This is a genomic window from Nocardioides sp. Root151 (genome assembly GCF_001427925.1).
Classification (GTDB): domain Bacteria; phylum Actinomycetota; class Actinomycetes; order Propionibacteriales; family Nocardioidaceae; genus Nocardioides.
In genome coordinates, this window is the sequence record NZ_LMGG01000007.1 from 356,376 (window position 1) to 376,387 (window position 20,012).

General features: G+C 68.6%; 24 protein-coding genes. 11 read left to right on the forward strand and 13 right to left on the reverse strand.

The features are described 5' to 3' along the window. Nucleotides 1-10: 10 nt before the first annotated feature. Complete coding sequence (locus ASD66_RS19300) at nt 11-1,039, forward strand: hypothetical protein (protein WP_156388794.1); 1,029 nt, start codon at nt 11-13, stop codon at nt 1,037-1,039. A gap of 10 nt (nt 1,040-1,049) precedes the next feature. Here the strand turns inward: ASD66_RS19300 and ASD66_RS19305 are convergent, their stop codons facing one another. Continuing rightward, complete coding sequence (locus tag ASD66_RS19305) at nt 1,050-2,012, reverse strand: acyl-CoA desaturase (protein ID WP_056891906.1); 963 nt, start codon at nt 2,010-2,012, stop codon at nt 1,050-1,052. 122 nt (nt 2,013-2,134) lie between these two features. Here ASD66_RS19305 and ASD66_RS19310 point away from each other — a divergent pair, with 122 nt between their 5' ends. Then, complete coding sequence (locus tag ASD66_RS19310) at nt 2,135-2,605, forward strand: hotdog fold domain-containing protein (RefSeq protein WP_056682136.1); 471 nt, start codon at nt 2,135-2,137, stop codon at nt 2,603-2,605. Nucleotides 2,606-2,608: 3 nt separating this feature from the next. Here ASD66_RS19310 and ASD66_RS19315 read toward each other — a convergent pair whose 3' ends face one another. From ASD66_RS19315 to ASD66_RS19340, 6 genes are all read right to left on the reverse strand, one after another. Beyond that, a complete protein-coding gene (locus ASD66_RS19315) occupies nt 2,609-3,577 on the reverse strand; it encodes a hypothetical protein (protein WP_056891907.1) in 969 nt (322 codons plus the stop codon). Next, the gene (locus tag ASD66_RS19320) at nt 3,571-4,170 is read right to left on the reverse strand and encodes a hypothetical protein (RefSeq protein WP_156388795.1); all 600 of its coding nucleotides are present in this window, start codon (nt 4,168-4,170) and stop codon (nt 3,571-3,573) included. Before ASD66_RS19320 ends, ASD66_RS19315 begins: the two co-directional genes overlap by 7 nt. 95 nt (nt 4,171-4,265) lie before the next feature. Further along, the gene (locus ASD66_RS19325) at nt 4,266-5,144 is read right to left on the reverse strand and encodes an amino acid ABC transporter permease (protein WP_056891909.1); all 879 of its coding nucleotides are present in this window, start codon (nt 5,142-5,144) and stop codon (nt 4,266-4,268) included. Next, a complete protein-coding gene (locus ASD66_RS19330) occupies nt 5,141-5,788 on the reverse strand; it encodes an amino acid ABC transporter permease (protein WP_056682125.1) in 648 nt (215 codons plus the stop codon). The genes ASD66_RS19325 and ASD66_RS19330 overlap by 4 nt, the downstream gene beginning before the upstream one ends. A 66-nt stretch (nt 5,789-5,854) precedes the next feature. Then, nucleotides 5,855-6,694, reverse strand: coding sequence for a glutamate ABC transporter substrate-binding protein (locus ASD66_RS19335; protein ID WP_235530167.1), 840 nt, complete (start codon nt 6,692-6,694; stop codon nt 5,855-5,857). Between the two features lie 108 nt (nt 6,695-6,802). Further along, on the reverse strand, nt 6,803-7,579 hold the full coding sequence (locus tag ASD66_RS19340; protein WP_056682118.1) for an amino acid ABC transporter ATP-binding protein: 777 nt from the start codon (nt 7,577-7,579) through the stop codon (nt 6,803-6,805). A gap of 106 nt (nt 7,580-7,685) precedes the next feature. Here ASD66_RS19340 and ASD66_RS19345 point away from each other — a divergent pair, with 106 nt between their 5' ends. Together ASD66_RS19345 and miaB are read left to right on the forward strand one after the other, a co-directional pair. After that, nucleotides 7,686-8,666: an aldo/keto reductase gene (locus tag ASD66_RS19345; protein WP_200950130.1), complete on the forward strand. Its 981-nt coding sequence runs from the start codon at nt 7,686-7,688 to the stop codon at nt 8,664-8,666. Between the two features lie 83 nt (nt 8,667-8,749). Further along, nucleotides 8,750-10,219 (forward strand): tRNA (N6-isopentenyl adenosine(37)-C2)-methylthiotransferase MiaB, encoded by a 1,470-nt coding sequence (gene miaB, locus ASD66_RS19350; protein ID WP_056891911.1) that lies wholly within the window; start codon nt 8,750-8,752, stop codon nt 10,217-10,219. Between the two features lie 62 nt (nt 10,220-10,281). Here the strand turns inward: miaB and ASD66_RS19355 are convergent, their stop codons facing one another. From ASD66_RS19355 to ASD66_RS19375, 5 genes are all read right to left on the reverse strand, one after another. Continuing rightward, nucleotides 10,282-11,286: a type IV toxin-antitoxin system AbiEi family antitoxin domain-containing protein gene (locus tag ASD66_RS19355; protein WP_056891912.1), complete on the reverse strand. Its 1,005-nt coding sequence runs from the start codon at nt 11,284-11,286 to the stop codon at nt 10,282-10,284. A 197-nt stretch (nt 11,287-11,483) separates the two neighbouring features. Continuing rightward, nucleotides 11,484-11,819 (reverse strand): hypothetical protein, encoded by a 336-nt coding sequence (locus ASD66_RS19360; RefSeq protein WP_056891913.1) that lies wholly within the window; start codon nt 11,817-11,819, stop codon nt 11,484-11,486. A 63-nt stretch (nt 11,820-11,882) separates the two neighbouring features. Beyond that, a complete protein-coding gene (locus ASD66_RS19365) occupies nt 11,883-12,350 on the reverse strand; it encodes an NUDIX hydrolase (protein WP_056891914.1) in 468 nt (155 codons plus the stop codon). A gap of 94 nt (nt 12,351-12,444) precedes the next feature. Continuing rightward, nucleotides 12,445-13,266: an antitoxin gene (locus ASD66_RS19370; protein WP_056891915.1), complete on the reverse strand. Its 822-nt coding sequence runs from the start codon at nt 13,264-13,266 to the stop codon at nt 12,445-12,447. 147 nt (nt 13,267-13,413) lie between these two features. Next, complete coding sequence (locus tag ASD66_RS19375) at nt 13,414-13,617, reverse strand: antitoxin (protein WP_056682099.1); 204 nt, start codon at nt 13,615-13,617, stop codon at nt 13,414-13,416. A gap of 70 nt (nt 13,618-13,687) precedes the next feature. Between ASD66_RS19375 and miaA the strand changes: the two genes are divergently transcribed. The 5 genes from miaA to ASD66_RS19400 all read left to right on the forward strand — a co-directional run bounded on the left by miaA (nt 13,688) and on the right by ASD66_RS19400 (nt 17,883). Next, nucleotides 13,688-14,611, forward strand: a complete 924-nt coding sequence (gene miaA / locus ASD66_RS19380) for a tRNA (adenosine(37)-N6)-dimethylallyltransferase MiaA (protein ID WP_056891916.1) — start codon at nt 13,688-13,690, stop codon at nt 14,609-14,611. 38 nt (nt 14,612-14,649) lie between these two features. Further along, nucleotides 14,650-15,174: a dihydrofolate reductase family protein gene (locus ASD66_RS19385; RefSeq protein ID WP_056891917.1), complete on the forward strand. Its 525-nt coding sequence runs from the start codon at nt 14,650-14,652 to the stop codon at nt 15,172-15,174. A 21-nt stretch (nt 15,175-15,195) separates the two neighbouring features. Further along, the gene (gene dapF / locus ASD66_RS19390) at nt 15,196-16,026 is read left to right on the forward strand and encodes a diaminopimelate epimerase (protein ID WP_056891918.1); all 831 of its coding nucleotides are present in this window, start codon (nt 15,196-15,198) and stop codon (nt 16,024-16,026) included. A gap of 97 nt (nt 16,027-16,123) precedes the next feature. Beyond that, a complete protein-coding gene (locus tag ASD66_RS19395; RefSeq protein ID WP_056891919.1) occupies nt 16,124-17,671 on the forward strand; it encodes a class I SAM-dependent methyltransferase in 1,548 nt (515 codons plus the stop codon). Further along, nucleotides 17,668-17,883, forward strand: coding sequence for a DUF6752 domain-containing protein (locus ASD66_RS19400; protein WP_056891920.1), 216 nt, complete (start codon nt 17,668-17,670; stop codon nt 17,881-17,883). The genes ASD66_RS19395 and ASD66_RS19400 overlap by 4 nt, the downstream gene beginning before the upstream one ends. Here the strand turns inward: ASD66_RS19400 and ASD66_RS19405 are convergent. Beyond that, entirely contained in the window at nt 17,876-18,523 is a 648-nt protein-coding gene (locus ASD66_RS19405; RefSeq protein WP_156388796.1) for a class I SAM-dependent methyltransferase, read from the reverse strand. The two genes, ASD66_RS19400 and ASD66_RS19405, sit on opposite strands and share 8 nt — an antisense overlap. 124 nt (nt 18,524-18,647) lie before the next feature. On the opposite strand from ASD66_RS19405, the gene ASD66_RS19410 reads away from it, so the two are divergent. Both ASD66_RS19410 and ASD66_RS19415 read left to right on the forward strand, forming a co-directional pair. Further along, complete coding sequence (locus tag ASD66_RS19410; protein WP_056891922.1) at nt 18,648-19,424, forward strand: SDR family NAD(P)-dependent oxidoreductase; 777 nt, start codon at nt 18,648-18,650, stop codon at nt 19,422-19,424. Continuing rightward, entirely contained in the window at nt 19,421-19,963 is a 543-nt protein-coding gene (locus tag ASD66_RS19415) for a SecDF P1 head subdomain-containing protein (RefSeq protein ID WP_056891923.1), read from the forward strand. Before ASD66_RS19410 ends, ASD66_RS19415 begins: the two co-directional genes overlap by 4 nt. Nucleotides 19,964-20,012: the final 49 nt, after the last annotated feature.

The following is a 20,012-nucleotide window of genomic DNA, read 5'->3' on the forward strand; positions in this document are numbered from 1 at the left end:
ATCCTGTTCCATGAACGTGTCTGGATCCCGGCGTGGTGCCCTCGCCCTGGTGGTCGCCGGTGCGCTGCTGGCTGTTCTCGGCTGCAGCGCACAGGCCGGGTCGGGCGATCCCGCGGGACACTCCCAGGACGGTGCGGCCAGCCGCAGTGCCGCGGCCGAGAAGGCGCGGCACGCCCCTGTCGACCCGTGTCGCCTGCTCTCGGTCGCCGACCGGTTCTCCGTGATCGGTGCCGAGAAGGTGACCGGCATCGGCGCCGAGATGGAGCCCGGCGACTCGCGCCTGGTCCGCTGCGTCGTCACCGGCAACGACAGTGTCGCGATCATCTACTACGGCTACAGCTTGGTGCCCGGCCGGAAGTTCGCGGCCGACCTGCGGGACAGGGCCGACTACAGCGGGAAGCTGATCACCATCAACGGCGTGGGGGACGAAGCGCTCTACCTGCGCGACACGAAGTACGGCTTCGACGCCTGGGCGCGGAAGGGTGACTACACCGTGTTCGTCGGCTCGGGCTGGTTCCGGGGCGACCGGACGACCGCCGAACGGCTCCTGAAGACGCTGCTCGACCAGGTGACGCCGGGGATGCACGAGCATCCGATCAACGTGCCGCGCACCTGCCCGTCGCCGGACTCGAAGTTGGTCACGGACGCGGTCGGTCAGGTGCAGTACGCCGTCGGCCACGACCGCAACCAGAAGTTGCTCTGCACGTACGCCGGGAAGCGGGTGCGGGTGTCGCTGTCGACCGCGCGGAGCACCCTGAAGAAGGTCGCGCGCAGCTACTCGGACGCGCAGGCAGCGCCCACCTTCGGCGTCGACGAGTCCGTGGAGTTCAAGATCGTGCCCGACTCGGTGACTTCGCTGGAGCCCTCCGAGTACGGGCCGTGGGCCACCACCTACGTGCTGAAGCCGCCGTTGTTGATCCGCGCCTCGATGAGCGCGGCGTCAGACCTGGACGACGACGCAGAGGTCACGTTCGACCAGGCGGCGTTCCGTCGGGTCAACGAGACGTGGGTGCGCAACCGCGTCGCGAAGGGGCGGTAGCAGGTCCTGCTCAGGCAGCGGCCTGCTGGTTCTTGACCAGCTTGGCCTCGATGCGTTCCTTGACCGGCCAGCGCACGTCGTCGACCCATCCGAGCTTTTCGAAGACCCAGATGACCCGGGCGGAGATGTCGAGCTGGCCGCGCTGCACGCCGTGCCGGGCGCAGGTCGGGTCTGCGTGGTGCAGGTTGTGCCACGACTCGCCGCCCGAGGGGATGGCCAGCCACCACACGTTGGAGCTCTTGTCGCGCGAGATGAAGGGGCGATTGCCGACCGTGTGGCAGATCGAGTTGATCGACCAGGTGACGTGGTGCAGCAGGCCGACCCGCACCAGAGAGCCCCAGAAGAACGCGGTCAGGGCGCCGGCCCACGACATGGTGACCAGACCGCCGATGATCGGCGGGATGGCCAGCGAGAGCAGCGTCCAGAACCAGAAGTCCTTCGAGATGCGGACCAGGTCGTTGTCCTTCATCAGGTCGGGTGCGTACTTGCGCTGCGGGGTCTGCTCCTCGTCGAAGAGCCAGCCGATGTGGGCGTGCACCATGCCCTTGGTCAGCGCGCGCATGTTCGTGCCGTACTTCCACGGCGAGTGCGGGTCGCCGTCGCGGTCGGAGAACTTGTGGTGCTTGCGGTGGTCGGCCACCCAGCGCACCAGCGGACCCTGCACGGCCATCGAACCCGCGATGGCGAGGCCGATCTTCACTCCGCGGTTGGGCTTGAACGACTTGTGGGTGAAGAGTCGGTGGAAGCCGACGGTCACGCCGAGCAGGCCGATCCAGTACATCGTCACGGCGATGCCGACGTCGAGCCAGCTCAGCCAGCCGCCCCAGGCGATGGGTACGGCGGCGAAGAGTGCGACGAACGGCACCAGGATGAACAGGGCCAGCGTGATCTGCTCGAGGCGGGACTGCTCGTCTCCGCCGCGGGTCGCGCGGTCCGCGGTGTCGAGGGCCGGGCCGGTCTGTGTTGCGGTCAAGGTGGCTCCAGGATCGGTGATTCTCTACCGACTCAACCGTAACCTACGGAGCCGTAGGTTGGGCAGCCCGCTGTGGCGCGGACAACACTCGCGGATCCATTACCTACCGGTAACATGAGGGCATGGTGACGATCCAGGACATGTGGAACAAGGCCTCTGCCGTACCGATGGGCAAGAAGGCGTTCTCGCTCGCGTTCAGTCAGAAGGCGCCGTACTTCGCGACGATCCGGCCGACCTTCCAGGTGGTGAAGCCCAACCACGTGGAGCTGACCTTCCCCAAGCGCCGGGCCGTGCACAACCACATCGGCACCGTGCACGCGATCGCGCTGTGCAACGGCGCCGAGGCGGCGATGGGTGCACTGGCCGAGGTGACGATTCCCAAGGACAAGCGGTGGATCCCCAAGGGGATGGACATCAACTACACCGCCAAGGCCGACTCCGACATCACGATCATCGCGGAGACCGACCCCGAGCAGTGGACCGGCGACGACCCCGACCTGCACGTGCGGGTCAAGGCGGTCACGACGTCGGGTGTCGAGTGCTTCAACGGCGTCATCAAGCTCTGGGTGACCCCGAAGCCGCCGAAGGGCTGACGGTCAGTCGACCTCGGTCACCAGCGACTGGGACTGGGCAACCACGAGTACGTCGCTCCACACGGCGCCGACGGGGTCGATGGCGCCGCGGGGCTGGCCGTTGAACGACCAGGTGAGGCCCCACTCCGTCTCGGCGGTGACCTGGTGCTCCCCGGGCCTCTGGAATGCCAGCGTGCAGGTGCTCGAGGCGCCCGGAGCCCAGGCCGTTCCCGTGTCGTCGCACGCCACGGAACCTGCTCGGCCGGCCGAGAACGCGACGCGGTCAAGGGTCGCGTCGACCCGCACGGAGTTGTTGCCCGCAGTCGCTGCGACGTATCCGGAACCGGTCGGGTCGCGCAACCAGAACCACGTGTCGAGGTTGACCAACGTGTCCAGGTTCCCCGTGATGTCCGGGTTGTAGTCGAAGGCCGGCTCGGGCATCGTCATCGAGTCGGTGGCCGCCTTGAGCAGCACCTCCGGGGGCACCGGCGGGACGGGCGGCTGCTCGCCGGCCTCGACGTAGACCCCGGTGTTGTTGAGGAAGTAGTTCAGCGAGAACTTGTCGAACTCCTCGAAGTTCTCGAAGCTGTCCAGCATGGTGCACGTCGGGACGTACCAGCGGCCCTCGGTGTCGTTCTTGTGCTGCTTGTAGCCGGCGTACGGTGCCCAGGGCTCGGGGTTCCACTCGTCCCAACCAGCCCCGGTGATGGTGCCGTCCTTGATGCCGTCGAAGTACTCCTTGCCGGTCCACAGTGGGGTCCGGTAGCAGGGAACCGGCACCGAGACTGTCGTGCTGCCGCCGCCCGACCCGGGGCTGCCGCCGCGGACCAGGGAGCCGGTGACGCTGACCGTGACGGTGCCGTTGCCGGGATTGTCCACGCAACCGACGTTGGCCCCGTCGCACGCGCTCGCCGACTCCATCGTTGCGCCCAGGGCCACCAGGCCGAAGGCGGCGACGGTGGCTGCCACGGGGATGCGAAGCGAAGTCAGCATGATTCGTCCAAGGTGGTGTAGTCGGTCAGAGTCCAGGCACCACCGGTGCTGGACAGGGTCGCGCGGCCGCGGACCCTCTCGCGGCCTTCGACGGGCCGCTTCTGCCCCTTCGTGACCAGGGACAGGTCGGTGGCGTCGGTGCACAGGGAGAGCACCGCCTGGCGCGCGCTGAAGCCGTCGAAGTCGACGCTGATCCGGGCGATGCCCGAGTAACGCGTGTCGGTGCTCGTGAGGTGGGCGACAGTGGAGGTCATGACGTCGACCACCGACGGTGCGGCGTTGTCGGTGATCAGGGGGTTCAGCTTCGCGGTGCGGCTCAGCTGGCGCTGACCGCGCTCGTAGGCGACGTACGTCTCGAGGGCCTCGCGCTTGGCGCCGGTCGCCTCGGGCAGCTTGGTGAACTCCAGCCCGACGCTGCGGTACGTCGTCGGGATCTCCGCGGGATTGGCGGCGTCCGAGGACGCGTCGTCAGAGGCACCGCCGGACGGCGACGAACTGGGAGAATCCGACAGGTCGAGACGGTCGTCATCGGCGCCGGAGTCGTCCGAGCAGCCCGCCGTGGCCAGGCACAGCACCGCGCACAATGTGGCCACGGATGCCCGAGCGTTCCTGTGCACGTGTCCCCCTGAGATGTCTAGAGCTCCCGCATGGTATCCCGGTGATGCCCGATGTCAGAAGCCGTGAAACCTCAGGCGCCGCCCCCGGTGTTCGCTTCGATGCCCGTGTCGCGCCGGGGCGCGGTTGCCGCCTTCTTGTTGCCGCGGCGGGCCAACCAGCTGGCGAACTGCGAGATCGTCATGTTCACCGCGACGTAGATGACGGCTCCGGCGATGAAGATCGGGAAGAGCACCTGGCTGCCGAAGAGGACCCCGTCGTTGGTGACCTGCCCGCCGTAGAAGTTGCGCAACTCCCTGACTGTCGTGAGCAGTTCCGTGTAGGTGACGATGTAGCCGAGTGAGGTGTCCTTGAGCAGCACCACGATCTGGCTGACCAGGGTGGGCAGCATGATGCGCACGGCCTGGGGGAACTCGATGGCCCGCAACGTCGCCAGCGGCGTCAGGCCGATGGCCAGGCCGGCCTCACGCTGACCGCTCGGCAACGCAGCCACGCCCGACCGCAGGATCTCGGCGATGATGCTTCCGTTGTAGAGGGTGAGCCCGATGACCACGGCCGTGAACGGGGAGACGTCGGTCCAGATGACGAACGGGAAGTACATCAGCAGCAGCACCGGGAGCCCGCGGAACACCTCGGTGAACACTGCGGCCGGCCAGCTCAGCAATCGGGTGGGCGAGAGGCGCAGGGCGGTGAGCACTGCGCCGAGGAGCACGGCGAGGACTGCGGAGAGCGCCGCCGCCTTCAAGGTGGCCACCAACCCGCGTCCGAGGGCGTCCCACACGTCGGGGTAGGTCAGCACCTCCCACACGTGGGAGCCGATGAGGCCGTTGTCGGAGAGTCGCTTGAAGCCGAGGCCGAGGAGCGCGAGGACGAGCAGTCCGCCGATGATGCTGCCGATCAGGATGCGCCGCCGGGCGCGCGGCCCGGGTACGTCGTAGAGGACGGAGGTCATCGCGCGATCGCCACCTTCCGCTCGAGCTGACCGGCGGCGATGCCGGCCGGGATGGTGATGAGGAGGTAGAAGAACGCGACGCCGCCGAGGAACCACAGTCCGTCGGAGGGGTAGCGGAGGTTGAGGTCGCGCCCGCTGGCGAACAGCTCGGTGACGAAGAAGCCGGCCGCCACGCTCGAGTTCTTGGTCAGCGCGACGAAGATGTTGATCAGCGGCGGGATGATCGTGCGCATCGCCTGGGGCAGGATCACCGTGCTGATGCTCTGGGTGAACGTCATGCCGATCGCGCGCGCTGCCTCGGCCTGACCGGTCGAGACGCTGTTGATGCCGGAGCGGACCGCTTCGCACACGAACGCCGCGGTGTAGACCGAGAGCGCGACGTAGGCGCTGGTCTTGAACTCCACCAGGATGTCGACCTGCGGCGCCACGAAGACCATGAAGAAGAACACCAGGGTCAACGGCGTGTTCCTGACGATCTCGACGTACGCCGCACCCAGCCAGCGCAGCGGAGGGATCGGCGAGACCCGCATGGTGCCCAGGATCGTCCCCAGGATCATCGCGGCAACGGCTGCCACCATCGTCAGCTGGATGGTGGTCCAGAATCCTTCGAGGATCGGGTCGAGATTGTCGACCAGCTTGTCCATCGTGCTCCTTCACACGGGTCGTCCCGGGATGGCTCCCGGGACGACCAGCGTCGGCTCAGGGCCAGATCAGTAGCGGTCGACCTTGGGGAACTCGGTGGGCAGCTCGAGCACGGTGCCCGCCGTCTTCTTCCACGCGGCTTCCCACTCGCCGTTCTCGTAGGAGTCCTCGATCACGGTGTTGATGAACTCGCGGAACTCGTCGTCGCCCTTCTTGAGGCCGATGCCGTAGGGCTCCTCGGTGAACGGCTCGCCGGCGAGCTTGAAGTCGCCCTCGTTCTGCGCGACGTAGCCCGAGAGGATGACGTTGTCGGTGGTGAGCGCGTCCACCTGGCCGTTGCGCAGCGGCTCGAGGCAGTCGCTGTACTCGGCGGGCAGCTCGAGCTTCACGTCCGGGTAGTTGTCGGCCATGTTCTGCGCCGGCGTCGACCCGCGGGCGCTGCACACGGTCTTGCCCTTCAGGTCGTCCGGGCCGTTGATGTCGTCGTTGTCGGCCTTCACCATGAGCATCTGGCCGGCGTTGAAGTAGGGGCCCGCGAAGTCGATCTGCTTCTTGCGCTCGTCGTTGATCGTGTACGTCGCGATCACGATGTCGACCCGCCCGTCGGCGATGGAGGTCTCGCGGATCTCGGAGGGGGTCGCCACCCACTCGATCTTGTCGGCCTCGATGCCGAGCTTGGCGGCGATGATCTTGCCCATCTCGACGTCGAAGCCCTCGGGGTCACCCGAGGGGCCCTTGAGCCCGAAGAGCGGCTGGTCGAACTTCGTGCCGATGGTGATCTTCCCGGCGTCCTGGAGCTTCGCCATGGTGGTGCCCTCGGCGAAGTCGCTCTTCTCGACGTCGGCCACACCCTTGTCGGCCTTGTCCTCCCCGCAGGCCGACAGGGTCAGCGCAAGGCTGGCTGCCACGAGGACTGCTTTCCATTTGGTCGCGCGCATTGCTGCTCCTCCATTGTGGTGGCCGGGTCCCCGGCACGGGTTTCGATGCTGTGCAGATTGAGCTGTGCAGTTCTTGAGTCAGTGCTTGAGGATCTTGCCGAGGAAGTCCTTGGCGCGATCGGACTGCGGGTTGGTGAAGAACTCCTCGGGGGTGTTCTCCTCGACGATCGCGCCGTCGGCCATGAAGATGACCCGGTCAGCCGCCGTACGGGCGAAGCCCATCTCGTGGGTGACCACGACCATCGTCATGCCCTGCTTGGCCAGGTCGACCATGACGTCGAGGACCTCCGCGATCATCTCGGGGTCGAGCGCCGAGGTCGGCTCGTCGAAGAGCATCACCTTGGGGTCCATCGCGAGCGCCCGGGCGATCGCCACGCGCTGCTGCTGGCCACCGGAGAGCTGAGCGGGATACTTCGCGGCCTGGTGGCCGATGCCGACCCGGTCGAGGAGCTCCTTGGCGCGCTTCTCGGCCTCGGCCTTCTTCTTGTTGCGGACCTTGATCGGCCCGAGCGTGACGTTCTGGAGGATCGTCTTGTGCGCGAAGAGGTTGAAGCTCTGGAAGACCATGCCGACGTCGGCCCGGAGGGCGGCCAGCGCCTTGCCCTCTTCGGGGAGTGCCTTGCCGTCGAGGGTGATCGACCCCTTCTGGATGGTCTCGAGCCGGTTGATCGCGCGGCACAGCGTCGACTTGCCCGACCCGGAAGGCCCGATCACGACGACGACCTCGCCGCGTTTGATGGTCACGTTGATGTCCTGCAGCACGTGCAGGTCGCCGTACCACTTGTTCACGCCGTCGAGCACGACGAGCGGTTGACCGGTCGCTGCCTCGGTGGCCCCGTGTTCCGTCACAGTCATCCCAGTAACGTAGCGGTTTCCGGGCGGTCGCGGCCACAACTTCGCGCGCCTGTGGAGACTGAGACCGAATCGTGTCTCGCGCGAGAGGTGTGACTAGCATCTGAGCATGAGCGACATGAGCCACCACCGTCTCGGCGACTCGGGTCTGGTGGTCTCCGCCATCGGCCTGGGCTGCAACAACCTCGGGCGCGAGAACACCGCGACGTACACCCAGGAAGGCACCGACGCGTTGATCGGTGCCGCCCTCGACTCGGGGGTGACGTTCTTCGACACCGCCGACTCGTACGGCGCGGAGGGTGGACTGTCCGAGACCCGGCTCGGCAAGGCGCTGGGCGGCCGGCGCGACGAGGTGGTCGTGGCCACCAAGTTCGGCATGGACGCCCGCGGTGCCAACGGCCCGGACTTCGGTGCGCGCGGCTCGCGGCGCTACGTGATCCAGGCGGTCGAGGCCTCCCTGCGCCGGCTCGGCACCGACTACATCGACCTCTACCAGTTCCACACCCCCGACCCGTTGACCCCGATCGACGAGACGCTGGCCGCGCTCGACACCTTGGTGAAGTCCGGCAAGGTTCGCTACCTCGGGCACTCCAACCGGGCCGGGTGGCAGATCGCCGAGGCCGAGTTCGTGGCGAGGGAGCTCGGGGCCGAGCGCTTCGTCTCGGCGCAGAACCACTACAACCTGCTCGATCGTCGCGCCGAGCTCGAGGTGCTGCCGGCGTCACGCGCCTACGGCCTGGGCGTCCTGCCGTTCTTCCCGCTGGCCAACGGCCTGCTCACCGGGAAGTACTCCGACGGCTCGGTGCCGGAGGGGTCCCGGCTGGCGAGTCGCCCCGCCGTGCTGGAGAACGCCGACTACGCGCAGCTGAAGGCGTTCGGTGCCTACGCCGCCGAGCGCGATCTCGACGAGGTGACCGTGGCGTTCTCGTGGCTGCTGGCCCAGGACCCGGTCGCCTCGGTCATCGCCGGAGCGACCACGCCCGAACAGGTCCGTCAGAACGCTCGCGCGGGTGGATGGGTGCCGAGCCTCGACGACCTCGCCGCCCTGGACGAGATCTTCACGCCGGCGGCCAAGATCGCGCCCTTCTGACCGATCCACTCTGGCCGACTCGCTCTGGGCGATCCACTGTGCTTTGGGTGCCGCCACGCTTGCCGCCGTACCCTTGACCCGTTATGAGCGCACGCACGTATGAGGTCCGCACCTACGGGTGCCAGATGAACGTCCACGACTCCGAGCGACTGACCGGCCTGCTCGAGACCGCGGGGTACGCCGCCGCTCCGGAGGGTGAGCAGGCCGACGTCGTCGTCTTCAACACGTGTGCCGTGCGCGAGAACGCCGACAACAAGCTCTACGGCAACCTGTCGCACCTGGCGCCGATCAAGGCGAAGAATCCCGACATGCAGATCGCGGTCGGTGGCTGCCTGGCCCAGAAGGACCGCGCCACGATCACCGAGAAGGCGCCGTACGTCGACGTCGTGTTCGGCACCCACAACATCGGCTCGCTGCCGGTGCTGCTCGAGCGGGCCCGGGTGCAGCAGGAGGCGCAGGTCGAGATCCTCGAGTCCCTCGAGGTGTTCCCCTCCACGTTGCCGACCAAGCGCGACTCGGCGTACGCCGCCTGGGTGTCGATCTCGGTCGGCTGCAACAACACCTGCACGTTCTGCATCGTGCCGGCGCTGCGCGGCAAGGAGAAGGACCGCCGCCCCGGCGAGATCCTGGCCGAGGTCGAGGCGCTGGTCGCCGACGGCGTCACCGAGATCACCCTCCTCGGCCAGAACGTCAATGCGTACGGCGTCGAGTTCGGCGACCGCCAGGCGTTCTCCAAGCTGCTGCGTGCCTGCGGCGAGATCGAGGGACTCGAGCGGGTGCGCTTCACCTCGCCGCACCCGGCCGAGTTCACCGACGACGTCATCGAGGCGATGGCCGAGACGCCCAACGTGATGCCCCAGCTGCACATGCCGCTGCAGTCCGGCTCCGATCGTGTCTTGAAGGAGATGCGTCGTTCCTACCGGCAGAAGAAGTTCCTCGGCATCATCGAGCGGGTCCGTGCGGCGATGCCCGACGCGGCGATCACCACCGACATCATCGTCGGCTTCCCCGGCGAGACCGAGGAGGACTTCCTCGAGACGATGCACGTCGTGCGCGAGGCCCGGTTCTCCGGCGCGTTCACCTTCCAGTACTCCAAGCGCCCGGGCACTCCCGCCGCCACGCTCGACGACCAGATCTCACCGGAGGTCGTGGCGGATCGCTACCAGCGCCTCGTCGCGGTGGTCAACGACATCGCCTGGCAGGAGAACAAGGCGCTGGTCGGCCGCACCGTCGAGCTGATGGTCTCCGAGGGCGAGGGCCGCAAGGACGCCGCCACGCACCGGCTCTCCGGTCGGGGTCCTGACAACCGGCTCGTCCACTTCAACCCCGAGGCCGCTGAGGGTGTCCGCCCCGGCGACATGGTGACCGTGACCCTCACCCAGGCGGCACCGCACCACCTCATCGCGGACGGCCCGGTGCTGTCCGTGCGTCGAACCCGCGCCGGCGACGCGTGGGAGGGGCGCTCCGCTGCACCGACCGGTGTGGGCCTCGGCATGCCGTCGATCGGGGCTCCCGCGCCGCTGACTGACGCACCTGGCTGCTCGATCTCGTGACCGATCGGACAACGCGGAGCATCGCAGTCATCGGGTGACTGGGATCTTCCACGTTGATCCGATCACGCGCCCGGGGGCAGCAGTCGCGTGCTGGCCGCGCCGCATTCGGGGCACCGGCGCACGTCGCCGGGCCAGCCCTGACGCTGCAGGATCGCTCCCAACTTCGCGGCGGTGCGACAGGCCCGGTCGAAGACCTGGCCCCACCCGAGTCGCACACCGCCCAGACCGTCGGCTGCGGCATCGAGATCACGGTCCAGGTCGTGGTCCCTGTTGCGGGCACCGGAGTGGAAGATGCGCCCGTCGAGCTCGACCACCTGGCCGTAGTCCTTGTAGAGCACGTCGCGATAGAGCGTGCCGCGGGAGAGGTCCACGGCCTGGCGGACGGCGATCGGGAGGCCGTGCGGTCGTTCGACTCGAGTGAGGTAGCCGTGCTCGAGCACCGAGCACGTTCCGGCAGCCACGTCCTGCAGCACGTCGTGCAGGAACTCACGTCGCGCGATGCGCGTGCGGCCGTCGAGTGCCTCGAGCAGCCGAGGTGGCGTGGACTGACGCGAGGAGACGATGCCCGCGAGCACGGCGACCGCGTCGAACTCGGTGCATGCCTCGGCGGCGAGGTCGATCGCGGCCTCTTCGATTCTCAGGCGGGGTGGCGACCGGTTCCACTGCACGCGCGAGGAGAGGCCGGTCATCCGGTGGATCACGATGCCGGGCTGGGTCGACACCTTGCGCCGCGCCGCGATCACCACGTGGATCGGTGCGTCGGTGCTGTGGGCAGGCTGATCGGCTCTGGGGCCGTGGGAGTCGGTGCGACGCCCGGGTCCTTGAGCGGCGCGCAGGGCCGAGTCGTGGGACAGCGCGGCCGGCCACGAGTAGAGGACTGCGGCCCAGGCCTTCTGGTGCCAGGTCATGGGCCCCGTGTGGTCGACGTACACGCCCGGATGCACGGGCGTGAGGAGGCGGTTGCGCACCAGCCGCCGTAGGTCGTTGTCGGTGACGCCGCGATCGAGGGCCTGGCGTCGACTGACCACACCATCCTGATCACGCAGCAGTTCAGCGAGTCTTTCCATGCGCTCGATCGTCGATCGTGCTGGACGCCTTTGCCAGTCCCGCTCGACTGGCCTGTGGACAACCAGTCCCGTGAGCGCAGATCGCCGTGCAGCACGGTGCTGAAGCGACAAGGATGCGATCTGAAGTCACCTGATGACTGCAAATCGCATCCTTGTCAGATGCCAGCCCGTTCAGCCAGCCCGTTCAGCCAGCCCGCTCAGGCGGAGGGCTCCGGGGGAGTGTCGTCCTCGCCGGAGGTGCCCTCGTCGGGCTCCTGCTGCTTGTCGTCCAGCTGCTTGATCTCGTCGGGGACCTCGTCCTCGCCGATCGCCGGGTTGTCCTCCGGATCGAGGTCGCGGGGCACCGGGTCTCCGGGGGTGTCGCCGTGCTCCGGCCCCTCGATGGAGTCCGCACCGCCGGGGTAGACCTCGGGCTCCTCGGTGGTTGCCTCGGGCATCGCGCCGACGTCGCTCGTGCCGTCCCCCGTGCCCTCCTCCGTGCCCTGGGCGGTTTCCTCGGTCTCGGGCGCGGCCTGCTCTTCGGACTCTGACATGTGCGTTCCTCTCGCTGGTTCGGCCTGTGCCTCGACCCTAACGATGCGCAGGTGATGCCTGCATCACCTGACGGAGAACCCGTGGGTGGTGTACGGCGGCACGTCGCCGGAGCCGAGCCCGCGGAGCACCTGCAACTCGTGGGGCACCACCTCGTCGGGCAGGTCCGCCAACGGGAACCAGCGGATCTCACCGCACTTGAGCGGTTCGATGATCGTCGGCTCGCCCGACCAGGTGCGGGCGGTGAAGAAGAAGTCGATGCGCTCGTCGATCGGTTCGCCGCCCTGGGTGCGATGCATCGACGTGAGGAACTCGAGGGCGATGTCGGTGACGCCGATCTCCTCGGTCGCCTCCCGTTGGGCGGCCTGGAACGCGGTCTCGCCCTTCTCGACGTGGCCGGCGGCGGCCGCCGCCCAGCGTTGGTCCATGTAGCCGGTGTTCTGCCGCCACTGCAGCAGCACCTCGGTGCCGTGCTCGCCCTCGCGGAGCAGGAAGACGTACGACGCGGGCACCACCACGAAACAATCAGTCATGCCGGTGAGCCTAGGGGTTGCCTTGCTCGGGTCGGACGCAACACCGGCCCGCCACGAGGAAGGTTCGTGACGGGCCGGTGCTGGTGTGAGTGGTTCAGCCGTACGTCGGGGACTCGCCGCCCTCGGGCTGACCGCCTTCGCTGGTGCCGGAGTCGCCGAAGCCGCCGGTCTCGCCGCCTTCGGGCTGTCCGCTCTCGCTGGTGCCGGAGTCGCCGAAACCGCCGGTCCCGCCGCCTTCGGGCTGTCCGCTCTCGCTGGTGCCGGAGTCGCCGAAGCCGCCGGTCTCGCCGCCTTCGGGCTGTCCGCTCTCGGAGGGGACTCCTGCGCCGGACTCGGACTCGGAGGAGCTGGAGTCACCGAAGCCGCCGGTCTCGCCGCCTTCGCTGGTGCCGGAGTCGCCGAGGCCGCCGGAGTCGCCGCCTTCGGGCTGTCCGCCTTCGGAGGGGATTTCTGTGCCGGACTCGGATTCGCTGGTGCCGGAGTCGCCGAAGCCGCCGGACTCGCCGCCCTCGGGCTGACCGCCTTCGCTGGTGCCGGAGTCGCCGAGGCCGCCGGAGTCGCCGCCTTCGGGCTGTCCGCTCTCGGAGGGGATTCCTGTGCCGGACTCGGATTCGCTGGTGCCGGAGTCGCCGAGGCCGCCGGAGTCGCCGCCCTCGGACTCGGCGCCGCCTTCGGAGGAGGCTTGGTCGGAGGGCGCATCGGCGGGCGATGCCCCGCCCTCGTCGCCTTGTCCACCGAGGCTTTCCCTCACCTTGTCGACGCCCGCGTCGATCTGCTCGGTGTACTTGCCGCCGGTCTTGTCGTCGATGAAGTCGCCGGCCTTCTCGGCCAGGTCTCCGATCTGATCCCCGTACTTGTTGGCTGCTTCGCCGGCCTGGCCGCCGAGGTTTCCTAGCTGTTCCGTCACCTGAACCATCTCCCGAGTGAGGTTGGGTCGGTTGTCCCGACTTGTCCTCTCAATCCACACACGATCGGTCGTGAAATGTCAACGGGCCCGGTGCCGTTTTGGCACCGGGCCCGCGAAGACGTTCAGCAGAGTCTCAGCCGAAGGCCGGGGCGACCATCACTTGATGTCGTCGTTCTTTCCGTCGAGGCCGTCGAGGGCGTCCTTGGCCTTGTCGACCGCGGCGTCGCCCTTGTCGCCCAGCTTGCCGCCGGTCTTGTCGTCGATGAAGTCCTTGGCCTTGTCGAGGCCGTCGGAGACCTTGTCGCCGTGCTTGTCGACAGCGTCGGATGCCTTGCCCTTGAGCTTGTCCAGGAAACCCATGTCCTGCTCCGTTCGGTTGCTGTGGCCGCACTTGCCGCGACCCGAGAGATTCGTTTGAAAGACTAGCCCCATGTCGCCGGACCACTCACCCCCAGTTGTCGCAATCGTGGGCGCAACTGCAGCCGGGAAGACCGGTCTCTCCCTGGATCTCGCTGAGCGGCTCGGGGGCGAAGTGGTCAACACCGACGCGATGCAGGTCTATCGGGGCATGGACATCGGCACCGCCAAGCTGCCGTACGACGAGCGCCGTGGCATCACGCACCACCTCCTCGACTTCCTCGACATCGACCAGATCGCCACCGTGGCTGACTTCCAGCGACTGGCCCGCGACACCATCACTGACCTGCGGGGGCGCGGGGTCGCGCCGATCCTGGTCGGCGGTTCCGCGCTCTACACCCGGGCGATCCTCGACAGCTTCGAATTCCCCGGCACCGACCCCGTCGTACGACGCGCACTCGAGGAGGAGCTCGAGGCCAAGGGGTCCGGAGCGTTGCACAAGCGACTTCAGGAGCTCGATCCCCAAGCAGCACAGGGGATTCTCCCCGGCAACGGTCGCCGCATCGTGCGCGCGCTCGAGGTCATCACGCTCACTGGCAAGCCGTACGGCGCGGGCCTGCCCACGCTGCACTACGTGATGGACGGCGCCCACCAGATCGGCGTCGACATCGACCGGTCGACCCTCGACCTGCGCATCGGGCAACGCGTGGACCAGATGTTCGACGACGGGTTCGTGGACGAGGTGGCCGCCCTGTGCGAGCGCGGGCTGCGTGACGCGGTCACCGCGTCGCGGGCGATCGGCTACCCCGAAGTGATCCGGCACCTCGACGGCGAGCTCACCCTCCAGCAGGCCAAGGAGTCGACCCGGGTGGCCACCCGCAGGTTCGCCCGGCGCCAGGACCAGTGGTTCCGCAAGGACCCGCGCGTCACCTGGGTGCCGTGGGATGCGCCGGACCTCGTGGAGAGGGTGCTGGCCGCGATCGGGCAGCAAGATTGATCAAGACATCCGGGTCGTGACACAGGCAGACTGGCGTCATGGTGACCCAGTACTACACGGCAAGCAGCCTCGACGGCTTCATCGCGACTGACGACAACTCCCTCGCCTGGCTCCTCAAGCAGGACATCGACATGGAGGGCCCGATGGCCTACCCGGCCTTCGGTGCCGAGAAGGGCGCGCTGGTGATGGGCGCGACGACGTACGAATGGATCGTCACGAACCACGAGACCTGGGACTACACCAGCCCGACGTGGGTCTTCACCCACCGCGAGCTGCCGGCCAAGAACGGTGGCGGTGACGTCCGCTTCACCCAGGACGACGTCCGCGCGGTGCACGCGGAGATCACCGAGGTGGCCGACGGCAGGAACATCTGGCTGGTCGGCGGCGGTGACCTCGTCGGCCAGTTCGCCGACGCGGGGCTGCTTGACGAGGTCTGGGTGCAGTACGCCCCGGTGACGCTCGGCTCCGGCGCGCCACTGCTGCCGCGGGCACTCGACCTCGAGCTGCTGGAGGTCGCGCAGAACCGTGCGTTCATGTGTGGGCGCTACCGCGTCGTGCGCTGACCGGGATGGGATGATGGTCGGGTGACTGACTACGCCTTCGTGAAGGGCCACGGCACCGAGAACGACTTCGTGCTGCTGCCCGACGCCAACGGAACCCTTGAGCTGACCGCCGAGCAGGTTGCCCGACTGTGCGACCGCCGAGCCGGCATCGGCGGCGACGGGGTGATCCGGGTGGTCCGCACCGATGCCACCGACGACCCGGCTGCCGTGGCCGCCCGCGGGCAGGCGCGTTGGTTCATGGACTACCGCAACTCCGACGGCTCGCTCTCGGAGATGTGCGGCAACGGCATCCGCGTCTTCGCGCTCTACCTCGCCACCCACGCATCGGTCGACCCGCGCGACCCGTTGCCGGTGGCCACCCGCGACGGCATCAAGACGATCACCTTCGACGGCGCCGACCAGATCACCGTCGACATGGGCACGCCGACCTTCGGCTCCGACTCCAAGGTCACCGTCGGGGAGCACACGTGGGCCGCGGTCAACGTCGACATGGGCAACCCCCACGCGGTCACGTTCGTCGACTCCCTCGATGACGCCGGCCGCCTGTTCGACGAGCCGGACTACGACCACGCCGTCTATCCGCAGGGCGTCAACGTCGAGTTCGTCGTACGCCGCGGGGAGCAGCACGTCGCGATGCGCGTGCACGAGCGCGGCTCCGGTGAGACCCGGTCGTGCGGCACCGGTGCCTGCGCGGTCATGGTGGCCGCCGCGCAGGCCGACGGCGCCGAGCGCGGTACGCCGTACACCGTGGACGTGCCGGGCGGGTCCCTCAGCATCACGTGGACCCGGGATGACCGCGTCCTGATGACCGGCCCGGCCGTGCTCGTCGCCGAGGGCGTCACCTCCCTCTGAACCCGGCACCCTCAACCGGGCGCCCGCGGTTCCGGCGATTCGCGCCCGCCGGTGAGCGGCGGTCCCTACGCTTCTCCCTGACGACCGGGAGGGTCACATGGAGCGTGGATGGAACGTGTCGCGTGACGGCATCCGCCTCGACCCGACGCTCCAGGCCATGGACGTCCTCTTCGACGGTGTCCGGGTGTGGTCGTTCCACCCCGCCCGTGACGGCGCGGAGGAGGCGGACGGCTGGGTGGTGCCCTGGCCGGCCGCATTGCTTTCCTTCCTCGACGGCGTGGCGCGGGTGACGGTGCGACCGATCGGCTCCGCCGTCGCGGCGTACGACGAGGAGGTCACCTTCGGCGCGTCCGGCGACCGGGTGTCCGTGCGCGACGGTGCCGGTCAACCGTTGGTCGTCGACAAGGGCGGCCGGCTCCAGGCCAGCTTCGCCTCGGCCAGCCCGGAGTCACGGCGCCAGCTCGTGGAGGTGGTCCGACAGGTGCTGGCCGGGCTGCGCGAGAAGGCCGGCCTCGAGGCGTTCCTCAGCTTCGGGTGCCTGCTCGGTGCAGTGCGTGAGGGGCGGCTGATCGGCCATGACTCCGACGCCGACGTCTCCTACCTGAGCCGGCACACGCATCCCTTCGACATCGCGCGGGAGTCCCGGGCCGCACAGCGGGTGCTGGCCTCGCTCGGCTACGAGATCGCCCGGATGTCGGCCGACGACTTCAAGATCTGGGCGCACCTGCCCGACGGACAACGCGTCGGCATCGACGTGTTCGGTGCCTACCACTTCGGCGGACGGCTGCACATGCTGCCCAACGTGCGCGGCGACCTGGACCGCTCGGCGCTGCTGCCCACCTCGACAGTGACGCTGGAGGGCCTCGAGGTGGTGGCGCCGGCCAGGCCCGAGGAGCTGCTCGAGGTGATCTACGGATCCGGGTGGCGAGTGCCGGACCCGTCGTTCCGCTACGAGCACCCGGTCGACATCACGCGTCACATGGCCGGCTACTGGCAGGGCGCGCGTCGGGGCCGCCGGGTCTGGAATGAGTTCTACCGCTCGGCCAACGCCGACCGGGTGCCGCAGGAGCAGTCGGCCTTCGCGGAGTGGGTCGCCGAGCGGCTGCCGCCCGGTGCCACCGTCGTCGACGTGGGCCAGGGCAACGGCAGGGACTCGGTGTGGTTCGCCGGCCGGGGCTTCCGGGTCACCGGCCTCGACTTCGCACCCGGCGCGATCGAACGGGCCAGGAGCCTGGCTGACCAGCACGGGGCGTCCGCCACGTTCGGCGCGCTCAACCTGAACAGCCCGCGGTCGGTGCTGATCGCCGGCTCACGGCTGGCCTTCGCCGACACACCCGCGCACCTCTGCGCCCGGTTCCTGATCGACGGACTGCCACTGCAGAGCCGCCGCGACCTCTGGTTGCTGGCGTCGATGGCACAGCGAAGAGGCGGACGGACGTTCCTGGAGTTCCGGACCCACCGGAGCAGGGGAGAGCCGACCGTCTTCCGTCGGCCCCGGCGCCGCCACCTCGACCCCGACGTCGTCGTCGGCGAGATCGAGTCGCGCGGCGGGCGCGTCGTCGAACGCGTGGAAGGGCGCGGGCTGGCCCGCTTCCGCAACGAAGATCCTGATGTGTGTCGACTGGTCGTGAGGTGGAACGAATGAGAAGGAAAAGCAAGACCGAACCCGAAGGGACCGCCGGTGCACAGATCGCCGCGCTGACCCGGCGCGTGGTCGCCCTCGAGGACGAGGTACAGGAGTGCCGCATGGTCAACCGTCGCCTCGCGGAGGTCGTCGACGTCGTCTCCGAGCTGCTCGTCCCGGCCATGGACCGCGACGACGCGAAGGTGGCCGCCGCGTTGGCGAGGCTCAGCTGAAGGTGGCAGCCAGACGCGCCACGTGGGGGTCCTCGGTCTTGTAGACCGCGAGCCCGTGCCCCGCCTCGTGGTGCGTGATCGTGCCGCCGCGCGCCACGATCTCCCCGGCCACGTGGTCGGGGTCGAGGTAGATCCGGAAGTGGTCGTCGCCGAAGAGGTGGGTGCCGCCGGCATCGAGCCCGGTGCGGAACTCGAGCAGCAGCTCGCCGCCGCCGGCCAGCGCCTTGGCGGCCAGGTCGAGCAGGTTGGTGCGGCCGTGGTCCTCCAGCGAGTGGATCAGGAAGCGCCCGTAGACCACCGGCTCGGTCAGCGCGGACAGCTGTGCTGCGGCAGACAGGACGGAGTCGGCGTCGTAGAGGTCGAGTACGTCGAACTCGGCGTCGAGCGCCTCGGAAGCGGCACGCTCGCGCGCATGGCGTACGGCGGCCTCCGCGAAGTCGTAGGCGCGGATCGGGTGCGCGCTGTTCGCGAAGAAGAACGCGTCGCGCGCCGTACCGAAGCCGAGCTCCACGACCGGGGCGCCGGGGGCGATCCGCTCGTGCGCCCACCGGGCGAAGGCCGAGGGCTCGCCGGGGACGCCACCGGAGGCCACGCTGTCGTAGAACCCGTCCCAGTAGTCGTGCAACTGAGCAGAAGTCATGCGTGGGCCAACTTTCGACGGGGACTTTCGACAGGGAACAGTGAGGAGAAACTACAACCAACGGGGGTGGTCCGGCGAATGAACGGCCGGAGAACGCCACGGCCGTTCTTCTACGATCGGACCCATGGACATCACAGGAGCAAGTGCAATCGTCACCGGCGGCGCCTCGGGCATCGGCGCGGCCGTGGTGCGGCAGCTGGCCGCGCGGGGCGCGAAGGTGGTGGTCGCGGACCTGCAGGCCGACAAGGGCCAGGCCCTCGCCGACGAGGTGGGCGGCGCGTTCGTCACGGTCGACGTCACCGACACCGAGCAGATCAAGCAGGCGGTCGAGGCCGCCGGTGAGCTCGGACCCCTCAAGGTGCTGGTCAACTCGGCCGGCATCGGGTGGGCCCAGCGCACCATCGGTCGCGACGGCGAGTTCGACTCCGCCCACGACCTGGGTGCCTTCAGCAAGGTGATCGCGATCAACCTGATCGGCAGCTTCGACGCGCTACGTCTGGCCGCCACGGCGATGAGCCGCAACGACCCCGACGCCGACGGCCAGCGCGGTGTGGTGGTCAACATGGCCTCGGTCGCCGCGTTCGACGGCCAGATCGGGCAGGCGTCGTACAGCGCCTCCAAGGGCGGCATCGTCGGCATGACCCTTCCGATCGCCCGCGACCTGTCGTCCTCGGGCATCCGCGTCAACACGGTGGCGCCCGGCCTGATCGACACCCCGATCTACGGCGAGGGCCCCGAGTCCGAGGCGTTCAAGGCCAAGCTCGGCGAGAGCGTGCTGTTCCCCAAGCGGCTCGGCGTGCCCGACGAGCTTGCCAGCATGGTGGTCGAGTGCGTGACGAACTCCTACATGAACGGCGAGGTCATCCGCGTCGACGGCGGCATCAGGATGCCTCCCAAGTGACGCGCCGTCTCGGGACCTGCCTCGGCGTGCTGCTGCTCGTCGTACTCACGGGCTGCAACGACGACGACAGCGACGACCGCGCGAAGGTGTCGACCTCGTCGGCCGCGAAGCCGGCAAAGCTCAGCATCCATCCGGTGGTCGCGATCGCGTCCGGAGTCAATGCCGAGCCGAGCCGCCAGGGCGGCGTCGTTCTCGAGGATCCGGACCGCAAGCAGATCCTCGAGCTGGGCCCACCCGAGCTGGTCGCGAACGACATCTCAAGCGCCAGGGCGGAGATTCCGGACAACTCCGTGGACTGGCTGATCATGCTCGACTTCAACCACCAGGGCGACCAGAAGTTCGGTGAGCTCACGGCTACGGCGGCCTGCGCCGAACCTCCTGCGAACCAGATCGCGATCGTGATCGACGACGAGATCGTCTCCGCCCCGGTCGTCCAGGTCGAGTGCGGGAAGCAGCTCGACGACGGCACCCAGATCAGCGGCGGTTTCACCAAGGACTCGGCCGAGGAGCTCGCGGAGCGCATCAACCGCGACCGCTGAGCGGACATCAGAACTGAAACTCGCTCGCACGGCGTGGGGGAGCGGCCTA